The organism is Brevundimonas sp. TWP2-1 (genome assembly GCF_049897645.1).
GTDB lineage: Bacteria > Pseudomonadota > Alphaproteobacteria > Caulobacterales > Caulobacteraceae > Brevundimonas.
This window is the reverse complement of the sequence record NZ_JAFCWR010000001.1, coordinates 1,848,740-1,873,741: the sequence shown is the minus strand read 5'-3', so window position 1 is coordinate 1,873,741 and position 25,002 is coordinate 1,848,740. Positions and strand designations below refer to the sequence as shown.

At 66.9% G+C, this 25,002-nt stretch carries 27 protein-coding genes; 15 read left to right on the top strand and 12 right to left on the bottom strand.

Going from position 1 to position 25,002, the window contains the following annotated elements:
- Positions 1–8: 8 nt before the first annotated feature.
- The 5 genes from ACP7BH_RS09270 to ACP7BH_RS09250 form a co-directional block, all read right to left on the bottom strand.
- Positions 9–1,463 carry an NAD-dependent succinate-semialdehyde dehydrogenase gene (locus ACP7BH_RS09270; RefSeq protein ID WP_425981785.1) on the bottom strand — a complete coding sequence of 485 codons (1,455 nt, stop codon included), beginning with the start codon at positions 1,461–1,463 and terminating at the stop codon, positions 9–11.
- Positions 1,464–1,556: 93 nt separating this feature from the next.
- A complete protein-coding gene (locus tag ACP7BH_RS09265; RefSeq protein ID WP_425981786.1) occupies positions 1,557–1,694 on the bottom strand; it encodes an entericidin A/B family lipoprotein in 138 nt (45 codons plus the stop codon).
- 49 nt (positions 1,695–1,743) lie between these two features.
- On the bottom strand, positions 1,744–3,438 hold the full coding sequence (locus tag ACP7BH_RS09260; RefSeq protein WP_425981788.1) for a sensor histidine kinase: 1,695 nt from the start codon (positions 3,436–3,438) through the stop codon (positions 1,744–1,746).
- 108 nt (positions 3,439–3,546) lie between these two features.
- On the bottom strand, positions 3,547–4,158 hold the full coding sequence (locus ACP7BH_RS09255) for a sigma-70 family RNA polymerase sigma factor (protein WP_135194501.1): 612 nt from the start codon (positions 4,156–4,158) through the stop codon (positions 3,547–3,549).
- Positions 4,155–4,358 carry a NepR family anti-sigma factor gene (locus tag ACP7BH_RS09250; RefSeq protein ID WP_135194502.1) on the bottom strand — a complete coding sequence of 68 codons (204 nt, stop codon included), beginning with the start codon at positions 4,356–4,358 and terminating at the stop codon, positions 4,155–4,157. Before ACP7BH_RS09250 ends, ACP7BH_RS09255 begins: the two co-directional genes overlap by 4 nt.
- Before the next feature lie 198 nt (positions 4,359–4,556).
- Between ACP7BH_RS09250 and ACP7BH_RS09245 the strand changes: the two genes are divergently transcribed.
- From ACP7BH_RS09245 to ACP7BH_RS09235, 3 genes are all read left to right on the top strand, one after another.
- On the top strand, positions 4,557–5,351 hold the full coding sequence (locus ACP7BH_RS09245; protein ID WP_135194503.1) for a response regulator: 795 nt from the start codon (positions 4,557–4,559) through the stop codon (positions 5,349–5,351).
- A gap of 309 nt (positions 5,352–5,660) precedes the next feature.
- Positions 5,661–6,692 (top strand): NADP-dependent oxidoreductase, encoded by a 1,032-nt coding sequence (locus tag ACP7BH_RS09240; RefSeq protein WP_425981790.1) that lies wholly within the window; start codon positions 5,661–5,663, stop codon positions 6,690–6,692.
- A gap of 23 nt (positions 6,693–6,715) precedes the next feature.
- A complete protein-coding gene (locus tag ACP7BH_RS09235; protein WP_346494556.1) occupies positions 6,716–7,123 on the top strand; it encodes an acyl dehydratase in 408 nt (135 codons plus the stop codon).
- 60 nt (positions 7,124–7,183) lie between these two features.
- Here the strand turns inward: ACP7BH_RS09235 and ACP7BH_RS09230 are convergent, their stop codons facing one another.
- Entirely contained in the window at positions 7,184–7,966 is a 783-nt protein-coding gene (locus ACP7BH_RS09230) for a SapC family protein (protein WP_425981792.1), read from the bottom strand.
- Between the two features lie 116 nt (positions 7,967–8,082).
- On the opposite strand from ACP7BH_RS09230, the gene ACP7BH_RS09225 reads away from it, so the two are divergent.
- From ACP7BH_RS09225 to ACP7BH_RS09195, 7 genes are all read left to right on the top strand, one after another.
- On the top strand, positions 8,083–8,571 hold the full coding sequence (locus tag ACP7BH_RS09225; RefSeq protein WP_425981795.1) for a transcriptional repressor: 489 nt from the start codon (positions 8,083–8,085) through the stop codon (positions 8,569–8,571).
- Between the two features lie 17 nt (positions 8,572–8,588).
- The gene (locus tag ACP7BH_RS09220; RefSeq protein WP_425981798.1) at positions 8,589–9,464 is read left to right on the top strand and encodes an alpha/beta fold hydrolase; all 876 of its coding nucleotides are present in this window, start codon (positions 8,589–8,591) and stop codon (positions 9,462–9,464) included.
- Positions 9,465–9,544: 80 nt separating this feature from the next.
- Positions 9,545–10,210, top strand: coding sequence for a nicotinate-nucleotide adenylyltransferase (locus tag ACP7BH_RS09215; RefSeq protein WP_425981800.1), 666 nt, complete (start codon positions 9,545–9,547; stop codon positions 10,208–10,210).
- 144 nt (positions 10,211–10,354) lie between these two features.
- On the top strand, positions 10,355–10,789 hold the full coding sequence (gene rsfS / locus ACP7BH_RS09210) for a ribosome silencing factor (protein WP_135194508.1): 435 nt from the start codon (positions 10,355–10,357) through the stop codon (positions 10,787–10,789).
- Between the two features lie 4 nt (positions 10,790–10,793).
- Positions 10,794–11,258 (top strand): 23S rRNA (pseudouridine(1915)-N(3))-methyltransferase RlmH, encoded by a 465-nt coding sequence (gene rlmH, locus ACP7BH_RS09205; RefSeq protein ID WP_425981803.1) that lies wholly within the window; start codon positions 10,794–10,796, stop codon positions 11,256–11,258.
- A gap of 1 nt (position 11,259) precedes the next feature.
- Positions 11,260–12,339, top strand: a complete 1,080-nt coding sequence (locus tag ACP7BH_RS09200) for a murein hydrolase activator EnvC family protein (RefSeq protein ID WP_425981806.1) — start codon at positions 11,260–11,262, stop codon at positions 12,337–12,339.
- A 297-nt stretch (positions 12,340–12,636) separates the two neighbouring features.
- Positions 12,637–14,013 carry a S41 family peptidase gene (locus ACP7BH_RS09195; protein ID WP_425981808.1) on the top strand — a complete coding sequence of 459 codons (1,377 nt, stop codon included), beginning with the start codon at positions 12,637–12,639 and terminating at the stop codon, positions 14,011–14,013.
- A gap of 48 nt (positions 14,014–14,061) precedes the next feature.
- On the opposite strand, the gene ACP7BH_RS09190 is transcribed toward ACP7BH_RS09195, so the two are convergent.
- Together ACP7BH_RS09190 and ACP7BH_RS09185 are read right to left on the bottom strand one after the other, a co-directional pair.
- Positions 14,062–15,234: a carboxynorspermidine decarboxylase gene (locus ACP7BH_RS09190; RefSeq protein WP_425981810.1), complete on the bottom strand. Its 1,173-nt coding sequence runs from the start codon at positions 15,232–15,234 to the stop codon at positions 14,062–14,064.
- Positions 15,235–15,250: 16 nt separating this feature from the next.
- The gene (locus ACP7BH_RS09185) at positions 15,251–16,456 is read right to left on the bottom strand and encodes a saccharopine dehydrogenase C-terminal domain-containing protein (RefSeq protein WP_425981812.1); all 1,206 of its coding nucleotides are present in this window, start codon (positions 16,454–16,456) and stop codon (positions 15,251–15,253) included.
- A 316-nt stretch (positions 16,457–16,772) separates the two neighbouring features.
- Here ACP7BH_RS09185 and ffh point away from each other — a divergent pair, with 316 nt between their 5' ends.
- From ffh to ACP7BH_RS09160, 5 genes are all read left to right on the top strand, one after another.
- The gene (ffh, locus tag ACP7BH_RS09180) at positions 16,773–18,311 is read left to right on the top strand and encodes a signal recognition particle protein (RefSeq protein WP_425981814.1); all 1,539 of its coding nucleotides are present in this window, start codon (positions 16,773–16,775) and stop codon (positions 18,309–18,311) included.
- A gap of 24 nt (positions 18,312–18,335) precedes the next feature.
- Entirely contained in the window at positions 18,336–18,899 is a 564-nt protein-coding gene (gene rpsP / locus ACP7BH_RS09175; protein ID WP_425981817.1) for a 30S ribosomal protein S16, read from the top strand.
- 69 nt (positions 18,900–18,968) lie between these two features.
- Positions 18,969–19,499: a ribosome maturation factor RimM gene (gene rimM / locus ACP7BH_RS09170; protein ID WP_425981819.1), complete on the top strand. Its 531-nt coding sequence runs from the start codon at positions 18,969–18,971 to the stop codon at positions 19,497–19,499.
- A 73-nt stretch (positions 19,500–19,572) separates the two neighbouring features.
- A complete protein-coding gene (locus tag ACP7BH_RS09165) occupies positions 19,573–20,289 on the top strand; it encodes a glutathione S-transferase N-terminal domain-containing protein (RefSeq protein ID WP_425981822.1) in 717 nt (238 codons plus the stop codon).
- A 51-nt stretch (positions 20,290–20,340) separates the two neighbouring features.
- The gene (locus ACP7BH_RS09160; RefSeq protein WP_409716782.1) at positions 20,341–20,736 is read left to right on the top strand and encodes a DUF3597 family protein; all 396 of its coding nucleotides are present in this window, start codon (positions 20,341–20,343) and stop codon (positions 20,734–20,736) included.
- Between the two features lie 48 nt (positions 20,737–20,784).
- Here the strand turns inward: ACP7BH_RS09160 and ACP7BH_RS09155 are convergent, their stop codons facing one another.
- The 4 genes from ACP7BH_RS09155 to ACP7BH_RS09140 form a co-directional block, all read right to left on the bottom strand.
- A complete protein-coding gene (locus ACP7BH_RS09155; protein WP_425981825.1) occupies positions 20,785–21,969 on the bottom strand; it encodes a benzoate/H(+) symporter BenE family transporter in 1,185 nt (394 codons plus the stop codon).
- A gap of 57 nt (positions 21,970–22,026) precedes the next feature.
- Complete coding sequence (locus ACP7BH_RS09150) at positions 22,027–22,824, bottom strand: enoyl-ACP reductase FabI (RefSeq protein ID WP_425984764.1); 798 nt, start codon at positions 22,822–22,824, stop codon at positions 22,027–22,029.
- Positions 22,825–22,929: 105 nt separating this feature from the next.
- Positions 22,930–23,808: a UTP--glucose-1-phosphate uridylyltransferase GalU gene (gene galU / locus ACP7BH_RS09145; RefSeq protein WP_425981828.1), complete on the bottom strand. Its 879-nt coding sequence runs from the start codon at positions 23,806–23,808 to the stop codon at positions 22,930–22,932.
- 83 nt (positions 23,809–23,891) lie between these two features.
- Complete coding sequence (locus ACP7BH_RS09140) at positions 23,892–24,962, bottom strand: substrate-binding domain-containing protein (RefSeq protein ID WP_425981831.1); 1,071 nt, start codon at positions 24,960–24,962, stop codon at positions 23,892–23,894.
- Between the last annotated feature and the right edge of the window lie 40 nt (positions 24,963–25,002).

Genomic DNA, 25,002 nt, shown 5'->3' with positions numbered 1-25,002 from the left:
GCCTGGCGTTATTTCAGCGCCAGAGTCACCGTCTTGATGTCCACATATTCGTCGATGCCGTGGATCGACCCCTCGCGGCCATAGCCGGACTGTTTGACCCCGCCGAAGGGGGCGACGGCGGTCGAGATCAGGCCGGTGTTGACCCCGCACATCCCCGCCTCTATCCGACGGGAAAAGCGCATGGCGCGGTCCAGGTCGCGGGTGAACAGATAGGAGGCCAGGCCATAGTCGCTGGCGTTGGCCTTCTCCAGCACCTCGTCCTCAGTATCGAACGGGAAGACCGGGATCATCGGGCCGAACGTCTCTTCCTCGCTGAACAGTTCATCGTTCCCGCCCAGGGTCACAGTCGGCTGGAAGAAGCGGCCGCCCAGTTCATGGCGCGCGCCGCCGGTCAGGACGCGGCCGCCGTCGGCCTTGACCGCCGCGACATGTTTCTCGACCTTGTCGATGGCCTTGTCCTCGATCAGGGGGCCGACCTTGACGCCGTCTTCGAAGGCGGGACCGACCTTGATCTTGGCCACTTCCGCCGCGAGTTTTTCGGCATAGGCCTCAGACACCGAGCGTTCGACATAGACGCGGTTGGGGCAGACGCAGGTCTGGCCCGAGTTCCTGAACTTGCCCTTGATGGTCTCGGCGACGGCCAGATCCAGGTCCGCGTCGGCGAAGACGATCAGGGGGGCGGCGCCGCCCAGCTCCATCGACACGCGCTTCAACGTCGGGGCGCACTGTTCCGCCAGTTTGCGGCCCACGCCGGTCGAGCCGGTGAAGGACAGTTTGCGGATTTCGGGACTGTCGGTCAGCACCTTGCCGATGGTCGCGGCGTCGCCCGTCACGATGGACAGGGCGCCCTTGGGCAGACCGGCCTGATAGGCCAGTTCGGCCAAGGCGATGGCGGTGAAGGGGGTCTGGCTGGCCGGCTTGACCACGGCGGTGCAGCCGGCGGCGAAGGCGGGGCCTAGCTTGCGGGTCAGCATGGCGGCGGGGAAGTTCCACGGCGTGATCAGGGCGCACGGCCCGACCGCCTCGCGATAGGTCAGGATCAGATGGCCCAGCGGACTATCCTGGGTTTCGCCGATCAGTCGCTCGGCCTGGCCCGCGAACCATTTCAGGAAACCGTTGGCGTAGGTGACCTCGCCCTTGGCCTCTTCGAAAGGCTTGCCGTTCTCCAGCGCCATAAGCGCGCCCAGACCCTCGATGTTGTCGTCGATCAGCGCTGCCCATTTTCGCAGCAAGGCGGCGCGCTCGTGAGGATCGGAGCGGGACCAGGTCTTGAAGGTCTCGGCCGCCGCCGCGATCGCCTGCTCGGTCTCGGCACCGCCCAGATCGGGGATATGGCCGATGATCTCGCCCGTCGCCGGATCATCGACGGCGATCCCGGCGCCGTTCGCTGCAATGGGCTCTCCGGCGATCAGGGCGTGCTGGCGTAGCAGCGCAAGGCCGGCGTCGCGGGCGGTGTGGTTCACGGAATGACTCCTGTCGCGGTCCTGAAACGAACAAGGCCCCGACGATGCGGGGCCTTGCCGGTCGAATGCTGCAGCCGGGGCTGCGGCCGTCGATTAGTTCTTGGCGTCTTGGGCGGCGCCGGTCACGGCTTGGCCAGCGGCTTGGGTGTCGCGACCCACGCCTTCGACGGTGTTGCAGGCGGCGGTGGTCAGGGCGGTGGCGGCGGCGACCAGAACGAAAATCTTGCGCATGAGTGATGCTCCGAGGTTAGCCGGGGTAAACTCCGCCGGTCTTGCTGGATTAACGCGGCCCAACGGCCCCGGTTCCTTTGCTGGATGCCTTGTCCGCCGGATCGACCGGCGCCAAGGCCTCCGGCGTGGCGAAGATCATACGGGCGATAGTGCCGCCGCCGGGGGGCGTATCGAATTCGGTCTCGCCGCGAAGCTGTTTGGCGAAGGCGCTCATCAGGGTGCGACCTACGCCGACTTCAGCGCCGGCCTGCGCGCCTGGTCCGTCATCCTCGACTTCCAGCACCGACTTCTCGCCGTGGACGCGGAAGCGCACCTTCAGCTCGCCGCCGCTGCCGGCGAAGGCATGCTTCTGGGCGTTCGTCACCGCCTCGACCAGCCACAGCGCCAGGGGCGCCAGCTTGTCGGGATCGACGTGCAGGGAATCGGCGTCCACCGAACTGATGACGACAGGCCCGCGTCCCGCCTCGCTGGCGACCAGTTGGCCCACCAGCTCGTTCAGGAACTCGCGCGCATCGGCATGGCGGATGTCGTTGCTTTGGTAGAGGGTGCGATAGATCAGGGCCAGGGCCGAGATGCGCTGACGCGTATCACCCAGCGCCGCCTTGGCCGGCGCGTCCGTCAGGGCGCGCTGCTGCATCGACAGCAGGGACGAGATGATCTGCAGGTTGTTCTTCACCCGGTGGTGGATCTCGCGCATCAGCGCGTCCTTTTCCGCCAAGGCGTCGGTCAGCTCCCGATCTCGAACCGTAATGGCTTCGGCCATCTCGTCCAGGGTTCGGGCCATGGTGCGGATTTCGGCCGGGGCGTTCATCGCCTGGAGCGGCCGCACCGAGAACCGCCCACGGGCATAGATGGCGGCGACCCGCTCCAGATAGTCCAGCCAGCGGATGAAGATGCGTTCGGACAGCAACATTACCGCCGCGAACGCCGTCAGCCAGGCGCCCAGCGGCAACAGCAGCGTCCCGATCGGATTGAGCCGTGCCCACGACAGCAGGCCGGGCGCCGGCGCCGACAGCAGGGCATACAGGTCTCCGCCCGCCAGCGCCGCCCCGGCGTAGTCGCGGCGATGATTCTGCACGTCCTTGGCCTCAAACACGGCCGAGCCCTGTTCGCGCGCACGGGCGACCCACCCGGCGATGTCGTCGCCGTCGGCCAGATTGAAGACATCAGGATCGCTGGCGGTCAGGATACGCCCTGCGCCATCGGTCAGGGCCGCTTCGGCGCCCGAGGGCAGGGCGGGGTCTGTGATATCGGGTTGCAGCTCAGACAGGGGAATGACGGCGACCATGGCCCCGTCGAAGCGACCCATCGGTCGTTCAGCGCGGGTGGCGACGATCAGTGCGCTCTGATAGCCGGCGCCGTCAGGGGCGCGCACCACGACCAGTTCCTCGCCATTGCGCAGCCGCTGAAACCATGTGGCCTGTGCGGCGGGCGCGACGCCGGAACGCAGACCGTCCGTGCGACCGGAAGCGCAGACGGCTTCGCCCGTGGGGCTGATGCGATAGAGACCCTCATAGCCTTCCAGCCGTCCGACGAGCGCGGTCAGGCGCGGCTCGCAATAGGGGCCGAGCGCATCGGGGCTGAGCGCGCGCAGCAGGACCTGTGCGCTGTCCAGCTGGGCCTTGGCGCTCGAGGCGCTGCGTTCGGCCGCCAGTTGCAGATCGACCTGTCGATCCTCTGCTTGTCGGCGGAAATCGGCCTGGGTCTGGATCAGACTCAGGACGAAGATCGGCAGCAGGGCCATGGCCATCGCCGCGCCCAGACGAAAACGAATTCCCTGAAAGCGATTTGAAGTCCACGATCGACCTAGGCGCTGCCCTGTCGCGGCTTGGGTCGATTCACTCACCGCAGATCAGCTCCGGGCGCCGGCCAGCCTGTCGGCCTCGCCCAGGATGGAGCGCATGGCGTCGCCCGCCGCCTTGCCGTCGCGGCCGTAGCCGCCTTTTTCCAGCGTGGCCGCAAGCGCACGGCGGGCCCGGCTGACGCGGCTTTTCACGGTGCCGACCGCGCAGCCGCAGATTTCGGCCGCCTCTTCGTAGGCGAAGCCGCCGGCGCCGACCAGGATCAGCGCTTCGCGCTGTTCTTCCGGCAGGGTTTTCAGGGCCTGACGCAGTTCGTCCAGGGCGACGGGCGCCTCGGGATCGTCCACGGCGACCAGGGTCCGCTCGGCGGCCTCCTGATCCAGCTGCGATTGACGCCACGAGCGGCGCTTCTCGGAATAGAACTGGTTGCGCAGGATCATGAAGGTCCAGGCCTTCATGTTTGTGCCCATCTGATACGACGCGCGAGCGTCCCACGCCTTCATCATGGCGTCTTGCGCCAGGTCGTCGGCGGCGGTCGGATCACCGGTCAGGGTACGGGCGAAGGCGCGCAGATGCGGGATCAGCACTACCAGTTCGCGCTTGAAGCCTTCGTCGTCAGCCGACGCGGGCTTGGGGGCGGCCCCCAGGCGAGACGTACTCATGCGGCGCCATCCGCAGCCTTCGCATCGGCGCGTTTCAGGATGTCGAGAAACTCGTCGGGAACGGGCTCGTTGACGACTTCGTCGAACATATGCCGCAGCTTCACGCCGATGGCCTGCTGGCGAAGCCGAGCTTCTTCAAGCCCCGCCTCCCCCTTCGTATCGGCGCCTTTCGGGCGCGAGGAGTCGGTAGAATCAATCATAGACAGAGTACGCCCACCCAACGTTCATCGCGGAGATGCCCGCCGATAACGTCATCCCTCCGGGAGGGTTCCTAGGCCGCATCAATTTTAAGCTCAAGCTTCATCGAAACTGCGGAACCGTGGTGCGTATGATACGTTTAGACCCGCTGTATCGCTGTCCCTTGCCGGGACGGCGAAGATTTGTCGGGGACTATCTGAATGAGCCTTCTGGCCAGACTTGCGCCGCACCTGCCTTATGTGCGCCGTTACGCTCGCGCGTTGACCGGCGACCAATCCACCGGGGACAACTACGTCCGCGTCGCGCTGGAAGCCCTGGCGGCCGGCGAACAGCAGCTGTCGGCCGATATGACGCCGCGCGTGGCCCTCTATCACGTCTTCCACGCCATCTGGTCCTCGACCGGCGCCCAGCTTGAGACCGGCACGCTGGAGACGACGGGAACCGACGCGTCGCAGCGTCTGCTGCGTATCGCCCCGCGCTCGCGCCAGGCCTTCCTGCTGACCGCACTGGAAGGCTTTACGCCTTCGGAAGCCGCCCAGATCCTGTCCGCCGATCCGCGCGACGTCGAACGCCTGATCGCCGACGCCCAGTCCGACATCGACGCCGAACTGGCGACGGACGTGCTGGTGATCGAGGACGAGGCCATCATCTCGGCCGACATCCAGAGCCTGGTCAAGGAATTGGGTCACCGCGTCACCGGCACCGCCACGACGCATGACGAAGCCATCGACGCCGTCGCCCGCCACAAGCCGGGCCTGGTGCTGGCCGACATCCAGCTGGCCGACGGCTCCTCGGGCATCGACGCGGTTAAGGACATCCTGAAGACCATGGACGTGCCGGTGATCTTTATCACCGCCTTCCCGGAACGCCTGCTGACCGGCGAGCGTCCCGAGCCGACCTTCCTGATCACCAAGCCGTTCCAGCCGGAAACGGTGAAGGCGGCGATCAGCCAGGCCCTGTTCTTCCACCCTTCGCGTCAGAAGGAAGCGGCATAAGGCCGCAGCCTATCTTTCAGACGATAATGAGGCCCCGTTCGCATCCGCGACGGGGCCTTTTCTTTTGCGCCGACAGGAAAAGTCTCAACGGCCGGGAACCGGTGTTCGGCCTTGTCGTTATCGGCGTGCGGAGGCGGCGACGCCCCCCGACTTGATCAGCGATAGCCGATCATGCCGCCTCCGCGCCTCATTCTCGATGATGCCACTTCAAAGCGGTCCGCAAGGGCCGCTTTTTTCTTTGTCATGGCTCGACCGCCGGGCCCGCTGGGGCCAAGGTGGTGGTCAAAGAAAACGCACGGAGAGACGCGTATGGCTTCGGTAAGAGGCAAGACGAACCGTCAATGGGTGCTGCGCCAGCGTCCCAAGGGCCTGATCCAGGCCGGCGACCTCGAACTGGTCGAAACCGCCCTCCCTGATCTGAAGGAAAACGAGGTGCTGGTCCGCACTGTCTATCTGTCGCTGGACCCGACCAACCGGACCTGGATGAACGATTCCGAAGGCTATCTGCCGCCGGTGGGGCTGGGCGAGGTGATGCGCGGCCTGACCCTGGGCGTGGTCGAGGCGTCGCGGTCCAGCCGCTTCAAGTCCGGCGACGTGGTCATGCCGACCTCGGGCGGCTGGGCCGACTACGCCGTCGTGCCTGAAGGCGGCCTGCGTCCCGTTCACCGCGCGCCGGGCCTGCCGCTGACCGCCAATATGTCGGTGCTCGGCATGACCGGCCTGACCGCCTATTTCGGCGTCACCGATGTGCTGAAGGCCAAGGAAGGCGAGACCATCGTCATCTCGGCGGCGGCCGGCGCCGTCGGCTCCATCGCCGGTCAGGTCGCAAAGCAGCGCGGCTGCCGCGTCATCGGCATCGCCGGCGGGCCTGAGAAATGCGCCTGGCTGACCGACGACCTCGGGTTCGACGCCGCCATCGACTACAAGAACGAGGATGTCGGCGAGGCGCTGGACCGTCTGGCCCCGGATGGCATCGACCTGAACTTCGAAAACGTCGGCGGCGACATCATGATCGCCGTGTTCAACCGATTGAAGGTGCACGGTCGCATGGCGGTCTGCGGCCTGGTGTCCTCCTACAATGCGACCAAGGCGCCGCCGTCGCCGAACTTCGCGCGCATCATCACCCACCGTCTTCAGGTCCAGGGTTTCCTCGTCCTCGACTATGCCCCGCGCGCCCGCGAGATGGTCGCCGAAATGGGGCCGTGGCTGGCGGACGGTCGGGTGAAGTGGAAGGTTCACGTCGATGACGGCCTGGACGGCGCAGTGGATTCGCTGAACCGCTTGTTCACCGGCGATCACGACGGCAAGCTGCTGGTTCGCGTCTCCGAAGAACCCGCCTGAAGTCGATACGGAAAGTCCTGCCCATGAGCGATCCGCTGCACGTCCATTTCGAAGACCTGGAAGTGGGTCAGGTCGTGCCGCTGGGCGCCTGCGCCGTCGATGAGGCGGCGCTGGACGTCTTCATCGAGCGGTTCTCGCCGGGGTGGGACGTCGCCTACGGTGCGCCGGATGCCATGGTCTATGTGCTGTGGAGCCGGCTGGCGGCCGACAAGTCCGGCGGCTGGGCCCAGACCAAGGTCCTGGCCGTCGACGGGCTGCGCTATATGCGCAATCCGCCCGCCGGCGAACTGCTGCGCGGGCGGATGACGGTTATGGGCAAGGATCCGGTCGGCGACGAAAAAGGCATCGTCATCGCCTCGCACGACCTGCTGGACGAGTCCGGCAGGCTGGTCTTCTCGTGTCTGACGCGCGCCCTGTTTTCGCGTCGCTGAAACGAAAAACGCCCCGTCGGCGAACCGGCGGGGCGTCTGTCAGTCTGTAAAGGCCGGGGCTTAGTTGACCGAAGTCGGAGCCTGCGCTTGGCGCATGACGGCCAGGGCGATGAGGCGATCCCAACCGACCAGCGACACCAGGTGGGCGTAGATCTGGCCCAGGGCGCCGTTGTCGCGCAGTTCGGCCAGCTTCTCGGCCGGCAGGGCGCGCAGCTTGTCTTCCGACACGGCGTAGTATTCAGCCAGCTTCTGCGGCTGACCCGGCGTGCCGTCGGGGTTGCGGGGCGTGAAGTGGGCCTCGCGGATGTCCAGCAGGTCCAGCTCGTTGATCAGCGTCATGAAGCCTTCGGTGCGCAGACGCTCCTGCTCGAAGTTGTTGCAGAACTCCATCGCCATGTTGGTGTAGTCGCTGGGCTTGCCATCGACGAACAGCGGGTTCTGGCCGCCCTCGGCGACGATCGAGGCGCCGCGGTCGATGCACAGGATCAGGCGCTGGTTCTGCTTGTCGTCGGCGAAGACGAACGGATAGCGGCGCACATAGGCCGGCACATAGGCGTCGGCGCGGAACTCGCCGTCGTCGGCGACGAACAGGTTCTCGTTCGCGCGCAGACCCATCACGGCCACGGGCTGGCGGTTTTCGCCGGTGAAAATGATCGGATAGGACAGGGCGGCGGCCGAGAACTCGGTCACCGTCAGCGGCACGACATTGGTCTGGGCCACGAAGGCGTAGGGCTTGTCGGTCGGGTTGACGCCCAGCCCGCCGTGGATGCCCTGATCGAGCGGCTCGGGGTTGACGTAGAAGAGGACGTTGCCTTCGAGCGGCGAGTTGTTCGTGTCGGTCATGAAGCGAGGACGCTCTGGTTGAGGTAGGAGGCGCGCCTTCTAGCCCAACCCCGTCTCACCGGCAAACCCGCGATGCTTCAGTTGCGATAGAGGTCGCCAGCCATTAGCTGTGGCGCATGGGTTCAGCCTGCGATCACGATCACGACCATTCCGGCCTGAACGGCGGCGCGCTGGATCGCGCCCTGGCGGCGGCCGAGGGGCGCGCCGTTCAGCGTGGCGAGCGGATGACCGCCCAGCGCCGCCGGGTTCTGGCCCTGCTGCTGGAAACGGGCGAGCCTGTGAAGGCCTATGACCTGATCGCGCGCTTCGGCGAGGACGGCCAGGCCGCCAAGCCGCCGACCGTCTATCGCGCGCTGGAGTTTCTGGAGCGGCTGGGCATGGCCCACCGCATCGCCTCCATCAGCGCCTATGTCGCCTGCACCGACGACGGCGACGCCGCCCATGCCGCCGCCTTTTTGATCTGCGACTGCTGCGGCGCGACACGCGAGGTCAGCGGCCCGGACCAGAGCGCCATGAACGCCGCCGCCGCCGCCGCCGGATACGCTATCGCCCGCACGACGATCGAGGCGCACGGCCGTTGCGCCGCGTGCCGCGAGGCGGCTTGAGCATGGATGCGGCGCTGATGTCTCCTCCTCGGCGCCTGTCCGTCCCCATCGACAACCGCTGGGGCGCCGGCGAGATGGCGGTGCTGGATTTCGGCGATCCCAAACGCCCGGTCGATCTGATCTTCTCCCACGCCAACGGCTTCAACGCCGCCACCTATCGCAGCCTGCTGTCGCCTCTGTCGGCGTCCTTGCGCATCTGGGCGCCGGACCTGCGAGGGCATGGCCGCTCGACACTGCCGGTCTTCACCCGGCCCAAGACCAGTTGGCTGGATCATCGCGACGATCTGCTGGCCCTGCTCAAGGCCATCGACGGCCCGCCGGTGGTGATGGCTGGCCATTCGATGGGCGGCACGTCGTCGCTGATGGCGGCCGCCGTGCAGCCGGATCGCGTGTCCAGCCTGGTGTTGTTCGATCCGGTGATCTGGAAACGCTCGGCCGTCTTCGCCTTCAACCTGCCCTTCGCCCACCGGCTGATGGGCGCGATCCCGATCGCCAAGGCGACGCTTCGCCGCCGCAGCCTGTTCGACAGTCGCGAGCAGGCCATGGCCGCCTATCGCGGGCGCGGCGCCTTCAAGGGTTGGCCCGACATGGTTCTGGCCGATTATCTGTCGGAAGGCCTGGGTGAGAGAGAGGGCGGCTTGAACCTGACCGCCACACCGGCCTGGGAGGCGGCCAACTATTCGGCCCAGGCGCACGATCCCTGGCGGGCGCTGCGTCGCTATCGTGGGCCGGTGCGCATTCTGAAGGCCGAACACGGCGCCCTGACCCATGTTCCGGTCGCGCCGCGCGGTTTGCCCCACGTCACGGTCGAGGTCGTGCCCGGCGGCGGCCACCTGTTCCCCATGACCCACGCCGACATCGCCCGCGACGCCCTGTTCGACGCCGCCGTCTGAAACGATTTCTGTAGGCTGAACAAACACCCGCGCTATAAGGGCACCGCTGAGCAAAACTCCCTCGCCGCCCGAGACGCCGCTTGTCCTTCTTCCACGCCGGTCCCGCGCCCAAAGGCGCCGGCCCCCGATCCGGGGCGCTGCGCGATGGCCTGAACCTGGCGCCGGGCATGAAGGTCGGTCTGTTCGGCGGCTCCTTCAACCCTGCCCACAACGGTCACGCCCATGTCGCCGAGACCGCCATGCGTCGGCTGGACCTGGACCGCGTCGTCTGGCTGGTCTCGCCTCAGAACCCTCTGAAGGACGCTCGGCACAGCGCGCCGCTGGACGAGCGCATGGCCTCGGCCCGCCGGCACGCGCGCGGTCCCTCGATGATTGTCTCGGACTTCGAGACCCGCGCCGGCGTCGCCTGGACCGTGGATACACTGCGCCTGCTGGTCGCGCGGCATCCCGGCGTGCATTTCGTCTGGCTGATGGGATCGGACAATCTGGCCAGCTTCCATCGCTGGAGAGGCTGGACCGACATCATGCGGCTGATGCCCGTGGCCGTGATCGCCCGGCCCGGTTCGCTGCTGGACAGCCGCACGGCGCCGGCCGCCGCCCGTTTCGCCGGTTTCCGCATTCCGGCCCAGCAGGCCGGCCTGTTGCCGACCCTTGAAGCGCCCGCCTGGACCTATCTGACGGCGCCGCTCAATCCCCTGTCCTCGACCGCGATCAGGACCTCGGCGGGGCGACGCGCGGTCTCGTGATCGCCCGATGATTCGGGCGCCGGTTCACGTTGCGGCCCATCCGTGCTAGAGGGCTTCTTTAGTCATCGCTCCCGGAGCTCTCCGCTGACCCCCTCGCCCGCGTATGATACGCAAGACGCCGCCGTTTCGAATACGGCGCACGAGATGGACCCTATCGAACCTCTCCATACCGAAGATGAATCTGATTTCGACGCCGCGCCGCGCGGTTTCGACGATTCCGCTCCCCGTCCCGTCGGCTCCACGCCGCTCGAAGAAGCCATTCTGAGCCGCCTCGACGAAGACAAGGCCCAGGACATGGTCCTGATCGACCTCAAGGGCAAAAGCGCCATGGCCGACACCATGATCGTGGCGTCCGGGCGTTCGCACCGTCACGTCGGCGCCATCGCCGACCACCTGCTGCGCACGCTGAAGGAAAACGGTCTGGGCAAGGCCAAGGTCGAGGGCCTGCCGCATTGCGACTGGGTCCTGATCGACGCCGGCGACGTGATCGTCCACCTGTTCCGCCCGGAAGTGCGCACCTTCTACAATATCGAGAAGATCTGGGCCGTCGATTCCGCCCACCGCATGGTCCGCGACTGAGACCGTGAAGCTGAGCATCGTCGCCATCGGCCGACCGGGCCGGGGGCCTGAGGCGACGCTCGCCGACGACTACGCCAAGCGCGCCACCCTGTCGGGACGCGCGCTTGGCCTCGGCCCCCTCGAACTGATCGACCTTGAAGCCCGCAAGCCGGGCAAGGCGCCGGAGGCCGAGCTGATCCTCGCCGCCGCGGAAGGATCGCATCTGATCGCCTGCGACGAACGCGGCAGGACCTATTCCTCGCGCGCCTTCGCCGACCACATCGCCAAGCTGCGCGACCAGGGCGAACGCCGCCTTGTCTTCGCCATCGGCGGGGCGGGCGGGCTGGACGAGAGCGTGCGCGCCGCCGCGTCCTCGACCCTGGCCTTCGGCCCCCAGACCTGGCCCCACGCCCTGGCGCGCGCCATGCTGGCGGAACAGCTGTATCGGGCCGTGACCATCCTGGCCGGATCGCCCTATCATCGCGACTGACATGCGTCGCGCCCTTCCCCTATCGCTAGCCCTGCTGACGGGTTTCGTCTGCGCCGCGCCCGCCGTCGGCAGACAGGCGCCCGAGAGCGAACTGTCGCGTATCCAGGCCGAATACCGCGACGAGACGGTGCGGGCGCGCCGCCTGCGCGCCGACGCCGACGCCGCCAAGTCCGAACTGGCCCAGCTGGAGCGCCGCCTGGCCTCGCTGCGCGCCGACGAGCAGACTGACGACCGCCAGATCGATGACCAGCGCGCCCGCCTGCAGCAACTGACCGAGCGCGAGGCCGAACTGGTCACCGACCTGGCCCGCGAACGCGGCGCCCAGGGCCGTCTGCTCAGCGCGCTGCAGATGATGAGCCGCCGCCCGCCGCCGCCCCTGTTGGTGCCGGCCGACAAGGCCATCGACACGGTGCGCGCCTCCATCCTGCTAAAGGCCATGACGCCGGACCTGGAAAACCGCGCCAAGGCCCTGGGCGCGCGTCAGGCCGAGATCATGCGCATCCGCCGCCTCGCCGTCCTGTCCTCCGAGCGGCTGCTGACGACCGAGAGCGAACAGGGCGACCGGCGCGGCGAGATCGAGGGTCTGACGTCGCGCAAGACCGCCCTGACCGCCGTCCTGAACGCCGAGGCCCGCGCCGCCGAACGCGCCTCCGCCGTGCTGGAGCGCCGCATCCGTGAACTGGGCGGGGCCGTGCCGACCACCCAGGCGGCCGAAACCCCCACGGCCCGCCTGCCCGCCGGCCGCGCGCGCCTCAGCTCGCCCATTTCCGGCGCGCCCAGCCAGACCTGGGGGGCGGGAACCTCCGGCTGGCGCTGGCGCGCCGACCGGGCGGCCGTGACGGCTCCTGCCGACGCCAAGGTCGCCTATGCCGGACCGCTGACGGGATGGGGCAATGTGGTGGTGCTGGACCTCGGCCCCGGCTGGCGCGCAGTCATCGCCGGTCTGGACAGCGTGGATGTGGGATCGGACGCCCGCGTGTCGGACGGTCAGGCCCTGGGGCGCAGCGGCCCGGACGGCGACATCTATTTCGAGCTGCGACGCGACGAACGGCCCATCGATCCGGGGCCGTGGTTGCAATAGGTTTCACCGCCGTCATCCTCGGCCTTGTGCCGAGGACCCACCTGTCAGCCATCTCGTTGATCGAGATGTGCCCAACTTTGTGCGCGGCTTCCATGTTTGTGTCAGCCCGACCGTGGATCCTCGGCACAAGGCCGAGGATGACGAGCGTGTAAGGTGCGTATCAAGATAAGCGCTTGCTTTCCCATCTGACGCTGATTTTATCGGCGCAACGCTGCGTCGCCACGATTTGGTCGTGTCTGCACCGCCTTACCCTTCCCACGGGCGCCTTGAATGATCGGCCCGACCGAAAGAGACCGAATGCGTAAACTGCTCCTCGTCGGCTGCGCCGCACTGGTGCTCGGCGGATCCGCCGCTGCTGTCAGCAGCCAGACCCCCCGCAACGAAACCTTCCGCATGCTGGAGCTGTTCGGCGACGTCGTGGGCATCGTCGAGCAGGCCTATGTCGTGCCGGTCGACAACAAGAAGCTGATCGAGGCCGCCCTGGCCGGAATGATGACGGCGCTGGATCCGCACTCCAACTATCTGCCACCCTCCAACTACGACGAGCTGCGCGAGCGCACCGAGGGCCAGTATTCGGGCGTCGGCCTGACCATCAGCGCCGACGGCGGCATGGTGAAGGTCATCTCGCCGATGGACGACAGCCCCGCCGCCAAGGCCGGCGTCCAGGCAGGCGACGTCATCTCCTCGATCGAGGGCCAGAACGCGGCCGGCCTGACCGTCAGCCAGGTGTCGGAAAAGCTGCGCGGCGAGGTCGGCACCAGCGTCAAGGTGACCTTCCTGCGGGACGGCGAGGATCCGCTGGAGGTCGTCCTGACCCGCGAGGTCATCAAGGTCCAGTCGGTGACCGGCCGGGTCGAGGGCGACTTCGGCTATCTGCGCGTCTCGACCTTCAACGAAAACACCGGCCGCGAGCTGAACGAGGCCATCGCCAAGATCAAGGCCGAGAAGCCGGGCGTGAAGGGCTATGTACTTGATCTGCGCAACAACGGCGGTGGTTTGCTGAACGCCGCCATTGACGTGTCCGACGCCTTCTTGGAACGCGGCGAGATCGTCAGCCAGCGCGGCCGCAAGCCCGAGCAGATCCAGCGCTATTCCGCCAAGCCCGGCGACATCACCGGCGGCCTGCCGCTGGTGGTGCTGGTCAACTATGGCTCGGCCTCGGCGTCGGAAATCGTCGCCGGCGCCCTGAAGGATCATCAGCGCGCGACCGTCGTCGGCCTGACCAGCTTCGGCAAAGGGTCGGTCCAGACGGTGATCCCGCTGCGCCAAGGCCAGGACGGCGCCCTGTCGATCACGACCGCGCGCTACTACACCCCGTCGGGCGCCTCGATCCAGAAGATCGGCATCGAGCCGGACCTGGAGGTGGCCCGTTCGGAAGCCGAGGCCCGCATCGTCTCACGCTCCAGCTTCATCTATTCCGAAGCCGCCTACGCCACGGCGCTGGACGCCTCCATCGGCGCCGAACGCAAGGGCCCGCACACGCCGCGTGAAGCCCCCGGCGAGAGCTTCGACAAGGAAAAGGACTATCAGTTGGAACGGGCGCTGGACGTGCTGCGCGCCGGCGGCGACCTGACGAAACTGTCGGCTGCGCCCGAAGGCGTCGTCGTCACCGAGCCGGGCTCCGAGCCTAAGCCCGACGCCGAGCCGGCGGCGGACGAATCTAAGGAAGAATAGGTCAGGGAAGGGCGGCGAAAGCCGCCCTTTTTCTTACGACCGGAGCGATCAGGACAGGCGGTCGCGGAATTCCGAATAGTCGAATTCGCGCACGATCGTCAGCGCATCCGTCTCGCTGTTCCACAGGGCGATGGCCGGAAGCGGCACCCCGTTGAAGGTGTTGGTCTTCACCATCGAATAGTGGGCCTGGTCCAGAAACGCGATCCGCGTCCCCGCCGTCGGCGCCGTCTCGAAGACATAGTCGCCGATGATGTCGCCCGCCAGACACGACGGCCCGCCCAGGCGATAGGTCACGCCCGCCTCGCCCTCGTTCAGCATGGCCGGACGATAGGGCGCCTCGATCACATCGGGCATGTGGCAGGTCGCTGAAATGTCGGTGATGGCGACTGCGATGCCGTTGTCGAAGGTGTCCAGCACCTCGCCGATCAGAATGCCGGCATCCAGTGCCACGGCCTCGCCCGGCTCGATATAGACCTCAAGCCCGTGGGTCTCGCCTAGCCGCCTTAGGAAGGCCGCCAGATCGTCGCGACGATAGTCGGCCCGCGTGACATGGTGCCCGCCGCCCAGGTTGATCCATTTCAGATCGGCCAGCAGCGGCGCCAGCGTCGGCTCGACCGCCGCCCAGATCCGCTCCAGCGGTTCGAACCCCTGTTCGCACAGGGCATGGATGTGCAGGCCGTCGACGCCGTCCAGATGTTCGGGTTTCAGCTGCGACACCGGGAACCCCAGGCGCGAGCCGAACTGGCAGGGATCGTATTTGGCGACCTCGGCCTCGGAATGCTCGGGGTTCAGCCTCAGGCCGATGTCGAACGTCTCGCCCTCGACGCGCGCGGCTTTGATCACATCGGCGAACCGGGCGATCTGGTCCGGGGCGTTGAAGATGACCGTGTCCGACAGACGCAGAATTTCGGGCAGGTCCGACGGCTTGTAAGCCGGCGAATAGGTGGTCAGATGCCCTTGATAGAATTCCCGCGCCAGCCGCGCCTCCCACAGGCCAGACGCGCAGACGCCGTCGAGGTATTCCCCGACGACGTCGGCCAGCGACCACATGGAAAAGGCCTTCAGGGCCAACAGAACCCGCGCGTTTCCGCGCGCGCCTACGTCCTTCAGGGCCGACAGGTTGCGACGCACCGCCGCCTCGTCGACCACGAAGGCGGGCGACGGGACGCGGTTCAGATCGAACCGGGCGAAGGCGCCCGGTCCGCCGGCTTGGGTCTGCATGGCCATGGTCTGAGCCTTAGAAGTCGAGAGGGGCGTCCAGGTCCTGAACCTTCCACGGCAGGCCGTGCTTGTTCAGCATGTCCATGAAGGGATCGGGATCCAGCTGCTCCATGTTGAACACGCCCGCGCCCTTCCACTGGCCGGTCAGCATCAGGGCCGCGCCGATCATGGCGGGCACGCCGGTGGTGTAGCTGACGGCCTGGTTGCCGGTCTCGGCATAGGCTTCCTGGTGGTCGCAGATGTTGTTGACGTAGACCGTCTTGGCCACGCCGTCCTTCACGCCCGTGGCGATGGTGCCGATATTGGTCTTGCCCTTGGTGATCGGACCCAGCGACGACGGTTCCGGCAGCAGGGCCTTCAGGAACTCGATCGGGATGATCTCGCGGCCCTGGAACATCATCGGCTCGATGGAGGTCATGCCGATGTTTTCCAGCACTTCGAGGTGCTTCAGATAGCTGTCGCCGAAGGTCATCCAGAAGCGGATGCGCTTGATCTCGGGGTAGAATTTCGCCAGCGATTCCAGCTCCTCATGGTACATGAGGTACATGTTCTTCTGACCCACGCCCTCGAAGTCGAAGGCCTGTTTGTGGCTCAGCGCCGGACCCTCGACCCACTGGCCGTTTTCCCAGTGACGCGACGGCGCGGTCACTTCGCGCAGGTTGATCTCGGGGTTGAAGTTGGTCGCGAACGGCAGGCCTGTGTCGCCGCCGTTGCAGTCCAGGATGTCCAGCGTCTCGATGGAATCCAGCAGGTGCTTCTTGGTGTAGGTCGCGAAGACCGAGGTCACGCCGGGATCGAAGCCCGAGCCCAGCAGCGCCATCAGACCGGCTTTCTCGAACCGCTCCTGATAGGCCCACTGCCACTTGTATTCGAACTTGGCCTCGTCGCGCGGCTCGTAGTTGGCGGTGTCGAGATAGTTCACGCCGGCCGCCAGACAGGCGTCCATGATCGCCAGGTCCTGGTAGGGCAGGGCCAGGTTCACGACCAGGGCCGGCTGCACCTGTTTGATCAGGGCCGTGGTCGCCGCCACGTCGTCGGCGTCAATGGCGGCGGTGTCGATGGTGACGCCAAAACGCGACTTCACGGATTCGGCGATGGCGTCGCACTTGGACTTGGTGCGGCTCGCCAGGGTGATATGCGAGAAGATGTCCGCATTCATCGCCATCTTGTGGACCGCGACCGAACTGACGCCGCCTGCGCCGATTACCAGCACCTTGCTCATGCGTGCTTCTCCTGAAGTCAAAAACGTTGGCGACATCGCCGCCCCTATAAAGGGCGGGGCTCTTAGCACGATGATGACAATCCGCTAAATCCCACGGCGAAGATCGGCTTTATAGCCGTCATCGACTCGCTTCGGTTGCCTTTGTCGGGGTTTTCCGCCATAAGCCGCCGCTTCCGACGCAAGTGAACCTGCGTCTCCACCCACACGACAGCTCTCGCAGGAGAGAACGAGGTGGGCGAGAACCCTCTGCCGACGTGATCGTCGCCAGAGGTCGTTGTCGTATGGAGCCGCTTCACCCGTCGCCACGAGGTAGTGAATGTTCGAGGCTCTGAACGAGCGGCTGACAGGCGTCTTCGACCGGATCACCGGGCGCGGCGCCCTGTCCGAAAAGGACGTCGCCGAGGCGATGCGCGAAGTGCGCGTGGCCCTGCTTGAGGCCGACGTCGCTTTGCCGGTCGTCAAGGAATTCATCGCCTTCGCGACGGAGCGCGCGACGGGCGAAGAGGTCATCCGTTCGGTCCGCCCGGCCGATCAGGTGGTCAAGATCGTCTATGACGGCCTGATCGAGATGCTGGGCGGCGAAGAGCCGGTCCCCCTCAACACCAACGCCAGTCCGCCCGCCGTGGTGCTGATGGCCGGCCTGCAGGGCTCGGGCAAGACCACGACCTCGGCCAAGCTGGCGCTGCGCCTGACCAAGTTCGATCGCAAGAAGGTCATGATGGCCTCGCTGGACACGCGTCGTCCGGCCGCGATGGAACAGCTGGCCCAGCTGGGCAAACAGATCGACGTCGCCGTCCTGCCCATCGTTGCGGGCGAGAGCGCCGTCCAGATCACGCGTCGGGCGCTGCAGTCGGCCAAGCTTCAGGGCTTCGACGTCCTGATCCTCGACACCGCCGGCCGCATCACCCTGGACGAAGGGCTGATGAACGAGGTGGCCGAGGTCGCCGAGATCGCCAAGCCCATCGAGACCCTGCTGGTCGCCGACAGCCTGACCGGCCAGGACGCGGTCCGCACCGCCGCCGCCTTCCACGCCCGTCTGCCCCTGACCGGCCTGGTCCTGACCCGCGCCGACGGCGATGGTCGCGGCGGCGCCATGCTGTCGATGCGGGCCGTTACCGGCCTGCCGATCAAATATCTGGGCGCCGGCGAAAAGGTCGATGCGCTGGACGTCTTCGACGCCCGTCGCGTCGCCGGCCGCATCCTGGGCCAAGGCGATATCGTCGCCCTGGTCGAAAAGGCCAGCCAGGACCTTGACCAGGCCAAGGCCGAGAAGATGGCCCGCAAACTGGCCAAGGGTCAGTTCGACCTGGACGACCTGGCCGGTCAGCTTCAGCAGATGAAGCGGATGGGCGGGCTTCAGGGCATCATGGGCATGCTGCCCGGCGTGGCCAAGATGAAGGGCCAGATGGCCGAAAGCGGCATCGACGACCGCATGATCCTGCGCCAGGAAGCCATCATCTCCTCGATGACAAAGGCCGAGCGCAAGAAGCCCGACCTGCTGAACGCCAGCCGCAAGAAGCGCATCGCCGCCGGCGCCGGCGTGGATGTGCAGGACGTGAACCGGGTCCTGAAACAGCACCGCCAGATGGCCGACGTGGTCAAGTCGATGGCGCGCGGCGGACCCAAGAAGATGCAGCAGATGGCCGCCATGCTGGGCGGTCTCGGCGGCGGCGGCGGCATCCCCGGAATGGGCGGCGGCCCGGATCTGAACCGATTGAAGGCCCTGGGCGGCGGCAAGACGCCGGAAGCCAGCGCCGACGAACTGAAAGCCATCCAAGACCGGCTCGCCGGATTGGGTGGCGGACAACTTCCGGGAGGCCTCCCTGGCCTTCCGGGCTTCCCTCCCAAGAAATAACGACTTCCTAGAAAGAGACTGAAAATGCTGAAGATTCGTCTGGCCCGCGGCGGCGCCAAGAAGCGCCCCTACTATCACATCGTCGTCGCCGACTCGCACTCGCCGCGCGACGGCAAGTTCATCGAGAAGGTCGGCAGCTACAACCCGATGCTGCCCAAGGACGGCGCCACCCCGCGCGTCGCTCTGAAGGTCGAGCGCATCGCCGAATGGCTCGGCAAGGGCGCCCAGCCGACCGACCGCGTCGCGCGCTTCCTGTCGCAGGACGAGACCCTGGGTCAGAAGGTCAAGTGGACCCAGTCGAACAACCCGAACAAGGCCCAGCCCGGCAAGAAGGCGCAAGAGCGCGCCGCCGAACGCGCCCAGCGCGAAGCCGACCGCCTGGAAGCCGAAGCCGCCGCCAAGGTCGAGGCCGCTGAAGCCGCCGCCCGCGCCAAGGAAGAAGCTGCGGCCGCCGCCGCTGCTCCGGCTCCGGCTGCTGAAGAAGCTCCGGCTGAAGAAGCTCCGGCTGAAGAGGCCCCTGCCGCTGAGGCCGCCGCCGAAGAAACTCCGGCTGCTGAAGAATCGACCGAAGAAAAGACCGAAGCCTAAGCCTTTCGGTTTCGACACGATCAAGGCGGCGTCTTTCGACGCCGCCTTTTTCATGCGTTAAGGACCAGCATGACCACGGACAGCAGATTGATCCTCGTCGGCCAGATCGGCGGCGCTTTCGGCGTGCGGGGCGAGGTGCGGGTGACCGCCTTCACCGCCGATCCCCTGGCCCTGACCGCCTATGGCCCGCTGCTGCGCGCCGACGGCATAGTGGCCCTGACCCTAACCTCGACGCGGCCGGACAAGAACGGTGTCGTCGGCCGGGCCAAGGAGATCGCCACAAAGGAAGAGGCCGACGCCCTGCGTGGGCTGAAACTGCACGTCCCACGCGACCGCTTCCCCGAGCCGGACGAGGATGAATTCTACCTTGCCGACCTGTTGGGGATCGAGGTTCGCGACACGGCGGGCGCGGTCTTGGGCAAGGTGAAGTCGGTCCAGAACTTCGGCGCCGACGACATGCTGGAGATTGACCCCGCGATCGGCGGTCCGACCTGGTATCTGCCCTTCACCAAGGAAGCGACGCCCGAACTGCACCTGGCCGACGGCTGGCTGCTGGCCGCGCCGCCGACCGAGGTGGGCGAGCGCGAACCGGAATCCTGACACCGCGCCTGTAGGTGTTGCGGATCGGGCGGACGGCGCCGACATAGGCCCTATCGCAAGCCGAGGCTCCCGCATGACCGACCTGTCCGCCTTCCCCATCACCCAGCGCTGGCCGGCCCAGCATCCCGACCGTATCCAGCTTTATTCGCTGCCGACGCCCAACGGCGTGAAGGTGTCGATCATGCTGGAGGAGGTCGGCCTGGCTTATGAGCCGCACCTGGTCGACATCACCAAGAACGAGACCTGGGGGCCGGAGTTTCTGTCGCTGAACCCCAACGGCAAGATCCCCGCCATCCTTGATCCGAACGGTCCGGGCGGAAAGCCGCTGGCCCTGTTCGAATCCGGCGCCATCCTGATTTATCTGGCGGAAAAAACCGGCAAGCTGCTCTCGACCGATCCGGCGACCCGCTACGAGACGCTCCAGTGGGTCATGTTCCAGATGGGCGCCATCGGCCCGATGTTCGGCCAGCTGGGCTTCTTCCACAAGTTCGCGGGTAAGGACTACGAGGACAAGCGCCCGCGCGACCGCTACGTCGCCGAAAGCCGCCGCCTGCTGGGCGTGCTGGAGACGCGGCTTGCCAATGAAGGAGGAGAGCCCCGGGACTGGATCGTCGAGGACTACTCCATCGCCGACGTCGCCACACTGGGCTGGGTTCGCAACCTGATCGGCTTTTACGAGGCGGGCGAGATCGTCGGTTTTGCGGACTTTCCGCGCGTCGCCGCCTGGCTGGAACGCGGTCTGGCGCGCCCCGCCGTGCAGCGCGGACTGGAGATTCCGGCGCGTCACTGAACCGTCGTGCCCGGTGGGCATTATCTGACGACACAAACAGGAGCGCGACGGATGGGTATCTTCTCTTCGATCTGGAACAAGATCACGGGTCACAAGCCCAAGGCGGCCCCCGCTCCGGCGCCCACGCCGACCGCCAGCGTCACGCCGACACCGGGCGCGGCGGCTCCGACCGCCGCTCCGGCCCTGCCGCCCGTCGATGTCGAGGCGGTGCTCAGCGATCTGGCGGCGTCCAAGGGCGGCGGCGGCAACTGGCGTACCTCGATCGTCGATCTGCTGAAGCTGCTGGACCTGGATTCCAGCCTGTCCGCCCGCAAGGAACTGGCGGAAGAGCTGAATGTCCACGCCGGCGAGCACGGTTCGGCTGAACAGAACATCGCCCTTTCAAAGGCGGTGTGGACCAAACTGGCTGAAAACGGCGGTCACGTCCCCGCCTCGCTGCGCGACTAACGCGCCTTAAGTAGCGCGAAGCGCGATAGGCTAAAATGATGCGCTGGATCAGGTCTGCGGTCTGATCCAGCGTCCGGCAGCCAGGGCCGCAAAGCCGACGACCAGGCCCCAGAAGGCCGATCCCACCCCGAACAGGGCCAGGCCCGAGGCTGTGGCGGCGAACGTCAGCACGGCAGCTTCGCGCGACGCGACTTCGGCCGTCATGTTCTGAAGCGCGCCCGTCAAGGGCGAGATCAGCGCCAGCCCCGTCACGGCCGCCAAAACGGCCGGCGGCATAGTGATGAACAGCCCGGCCAGCGGTGCGGCGAAAAGGGCCACGATCAGATAGAAACCGCCATAGATCACGCCCACGACCCAGCGCCGCGCGGGCTCGGGATGGGCGTCCGGCCCGGTGCAGATCGCCGCAGTGATCGCCGCCAGATTGACCCCGTGTCCGCCGAACGGGGCGATCAGCAGGCTGGCGACGCCGGTGGACAGGATCAGCCGGTTGGCGGGCGGCGGATAGCCGGCGCTCTGCAACACGACCAGCCCCGGCAGGTTCTGCGCCGCCAGGGTCACCAAGAATAACGGAAAGCCCAGGCTGACCGCGGCCTTCCAGTCGAACACGGGCGCAACGGGCTCCAGATGGCCGAACAGGCTGGTCCCTGCCGGCAGGGTCAACTGCCCCCGTATCGCCAGGACGGCAAAGGTGGCCGCCAGCACGGCCGGCAGCGCCCAGGTCGGCCACAGGCGCCGCGATACCAGAAACAGCGCGACCAGTCCGACGACCAGAACCGTCTCGTCAGGCACGACTTTGAACAGTCTCAACACGAAGGGCAGCAGCACGCCCGCCAGCATGGCCGAAGCGATGGCCCCCGGTATCCGCGCCGCCAACCGCCCCAGGGCCGGGATCAGGCCGGTCAGGATCATCAGCAGGGCGGCGAAGACGAAGGCGCCGATGGCCGTCGGCCATGACAGGCCCAGGGTCGAGGCCGCCAACAGGGCCGCTCCCGGCGTCGACCAGGCCAGGACGACGGGGATCCTCAACCGCCAGCTCAGCAGGGCGCCCGGCACGCCGATACCCAGGCACAGCGCCGTCACCATCGACCCGATCTGACCGGCGTCCGCGCCCAGCGCCTGTCCCGCCTGAACGACCAGGGCGACGGTCCCGCCGAACCCGATCAGCGTCGCCACGGCGGCGGACGAAAAGGCGGAGGCGGGCAGGGGGCGCATGGAAAAGGCCGGAGCAGTCATGCCCCGGCCTTAAACCGTCACCGTGAACGTCGGAAGGGCCTGATCAGGCCTCGCCGATCAACCTTCCATGTCGTCCGGCAGGCCCACGGCGTGGAAGCCTGCGTCCACGTGAACCACCTCGCCCGTGGTCGAACGCCCCAGGTCCGAGCACAGCCACAGGGCCGCGCCGGCGACGCCCTCCATCGAGGTCTCTTCCTTGATCAGGGAGAACTGGGCCGACTTGGAGTGCAGGCCGCGCCCGCCCGAAATGCCGGCCAGCGACAGGGTGCGCATGGCCCCGGCCGAGATGGCGTTGACGCGGATGTTCTTGGGGCCCAGGTCGCGGGCGATGTAACGCGTCGCCGCCTCCAGCGCCGCCTTGGCCACGCCCATGGTGTTGTAGTTCGGAATGACCCGTTCCGACCCCAGATAGGTGAGGGTGATCATCGACCCGCCGTTCGGCATCAGCTTGGCGGCGCGCTTGGCCACGTCTACGAAGCTGAAGGCCGAGATGTTCATGGTCAAGAGGAAGCTGTCGCGCGTGGTGTTGTCCACGAAGCTGCCCTTCAGCTCGTCCTTGTTGGCGAAGGCCACCGAATGGACGACGAAGTCGATCGTGCCGAAGGTCTTTTCCAGCTCGGCGAAGGCGGCGTCCATCGAGGCGTCGTCGGTGACGTCGGCCGGGATCAGCAGCTTTGCGCCGACGCTTTCGGCCAGCGGCCGCACGCGCCGCTCAAGGCTTTCGCCCATATAGGTGAAGGCCAGTTCCGCGCCCTGCGCCGCCAGCTGAGAGGCGATGCCCCAGGCGATGGAGCTGGAGTTCGCCACGCCCATGATCAGGCCCTTCTTGCCCTTCATGAGTTCGCCGGTCGGCATGTCCCAGCCTTCGGAAGTGGCCATGGTTCGTCTCCTGATGATTTGGCGCAGGGTTAGCAGGGTGAAGAGGCGCGCTCAACGCCTCCCCTCAGCCACGGTCGAGACCTACAGCAGGGCCGAGATCGCCGCGCGGGCGGCGTCGCCCAGGTCGGGCCGTTTCAGGGCCAGGGCGACGTTGGCGCGCAGCAGGCCGATCTTGTCGCCGCAGTCGTGGGTCACGCCCGCATATTCGACGGCGGTGAACGCCTGGTGCTGCATCAGCCGCGCCATGGCGTCGGTCAGCTGGATCTCGCCGCCTGCGCCGCTTTCCTGCGTCGCAAGCAGGTCGAAGATTTCCGGCTGCAGAATGTAGCGGCCCGAGATCGACAGGTTGGACGGCGCGGTTCCGGCGGCGGGCTTTTCGACCATGCCCTTCATGACGATGCGCGAGCCGTCGCGGCTCACGGGATCGACGATGCCGTATTGGTGGGTCTTTTCTTCGGGCACCGATTCCACGCCGATGATGTTGCCGCCGGTCTCGGCATAGACCTCGGCCAGCTGCTTCAGGGCGCCGGGCTGCGAGTCCACGATCACGTCGGGCAGGATGACGGCGAACGGCTCATGGCCGATGATGTCGCGCGCGCACCAGACGGCGTGACCCAGGCCCTTGGGCTGCATCTGCCGGGTGAAGCTCATCTCGCCGGCGGACGCCAGTTCGGCGTTCATCATCTCAAGGATTTCGATCTTGCCCTTGGCCAGGAGCTGGGCTTCCAGCTCGATCTGGTGATCGAAATAGTCCTCGATGGCGCCCTTGGAGCGGCCGGTGACGAAGACGATGTGCTCGATACCCGCTTCGCGCGCCTCCTCGACGATGTAGGACAGGATCGGTCGATCGACGACGTTCAGCAGTTCCTTGGGCGTCGTCTTGGTGCCGGGAAGAACGCGGGTGCCGAGGCCCGCGACGGGCAATACGGCCTTGCGCAAGCGCGCGGGCGTGGTGGTCATCAATATATCCTGACAGCTATCCCGCCCCTTCTAACCGGTGCGGACCGGCGAAAGAAGGGGCGGGACGGCGGTCGGGTTCCGCCTTACTTGGCGGGACGCGTCATCGGGGTCATGGCGGCGATGGTCGCGCGCTGGGCCAGCAGTTGATCTTCCGGCAGCGGGATCAGGCCGCGGTCGGCCAAATAGCCGCCCTTGCCTGCGGCGCCTTCCGACAGGAACTCCTGCACATATTGCTGCAGGCCGGGGATCACGCCGATGTGGGCCTTCTTCACATAGATGAAGAGGCTGCGCGACAGCGGGTAGGCGCCGCTGGCGATGGTGTCTGCATTGGGCGTGACGCCGTCGATGGTCTCGGCCTTCACCGTGTCCAGGTTCTGTTCCAGGAAGGAATAGCCGAACACGCCCAGCGAGCCCGGCGTGCGGGTCAGGGTCTGGACGATGGCGTTGTCGTTCTCGCCGGAATCGATCCAGGCGCCGTCCTCACGCAAGGTGTGAGCCAGGGCTTCGAAACGATCCGCGTCGGAGGCTTCGACCGCAGCAGCGGCCGGAACCAGCTTGGCGCCCGGCGTCATGCCCAGCTCCAGGAAGGCGTCGCGCGTGCCGGAGGTGGGCGGCGGGCCATAGACCTGGATGCGCTGGTTCGGCAGGCCGGCGTTGACCTGGTTCCAGGTCGTGGCGGGGTTGGCGACGAAGGTTCCGTTCGGGCCCGGCACTTCCTTGGCCAGGCCTTCGTAGATGTCGTTCAGCTCGAAGTTGAAGCTGTTGCCGTTGCGGGCGGTGGCGATGACGATGCCGTCGAAGCCGATCTTGATCTCGACGATCTCGGTGACGCCGTTCTTGGCGCACAGGTCGAACTCGGACTGCTTCATCTGACGCGAGGCGTTGGCGATGTCCGGGGTGGTCGGGCCGATGCCCTGGCAGAAGGCCTGGATGCCGCCGCCGGTGCCCAGCGATTCGACGCGGGGCGCCGCGCCGTTGGAGGCGCGGGCGAAGGTTTCCGCCACGCGGGTGGCGAAGGGGAAGACGGTGGACGAACCCGCCGACCAGATGCCGGCGCGCGTGCCGGAGGCCGAGCCGCCCCCGCCATTGTCGCCACAGGCCGCCAGGGCCAGAAGGGCGGCGGCCGAAGCCGCCAGTTTCAGTGTGCGGATCATCCTGAGCTCTCCCTGAGCATCGATTTCGCGATGCTTAGAG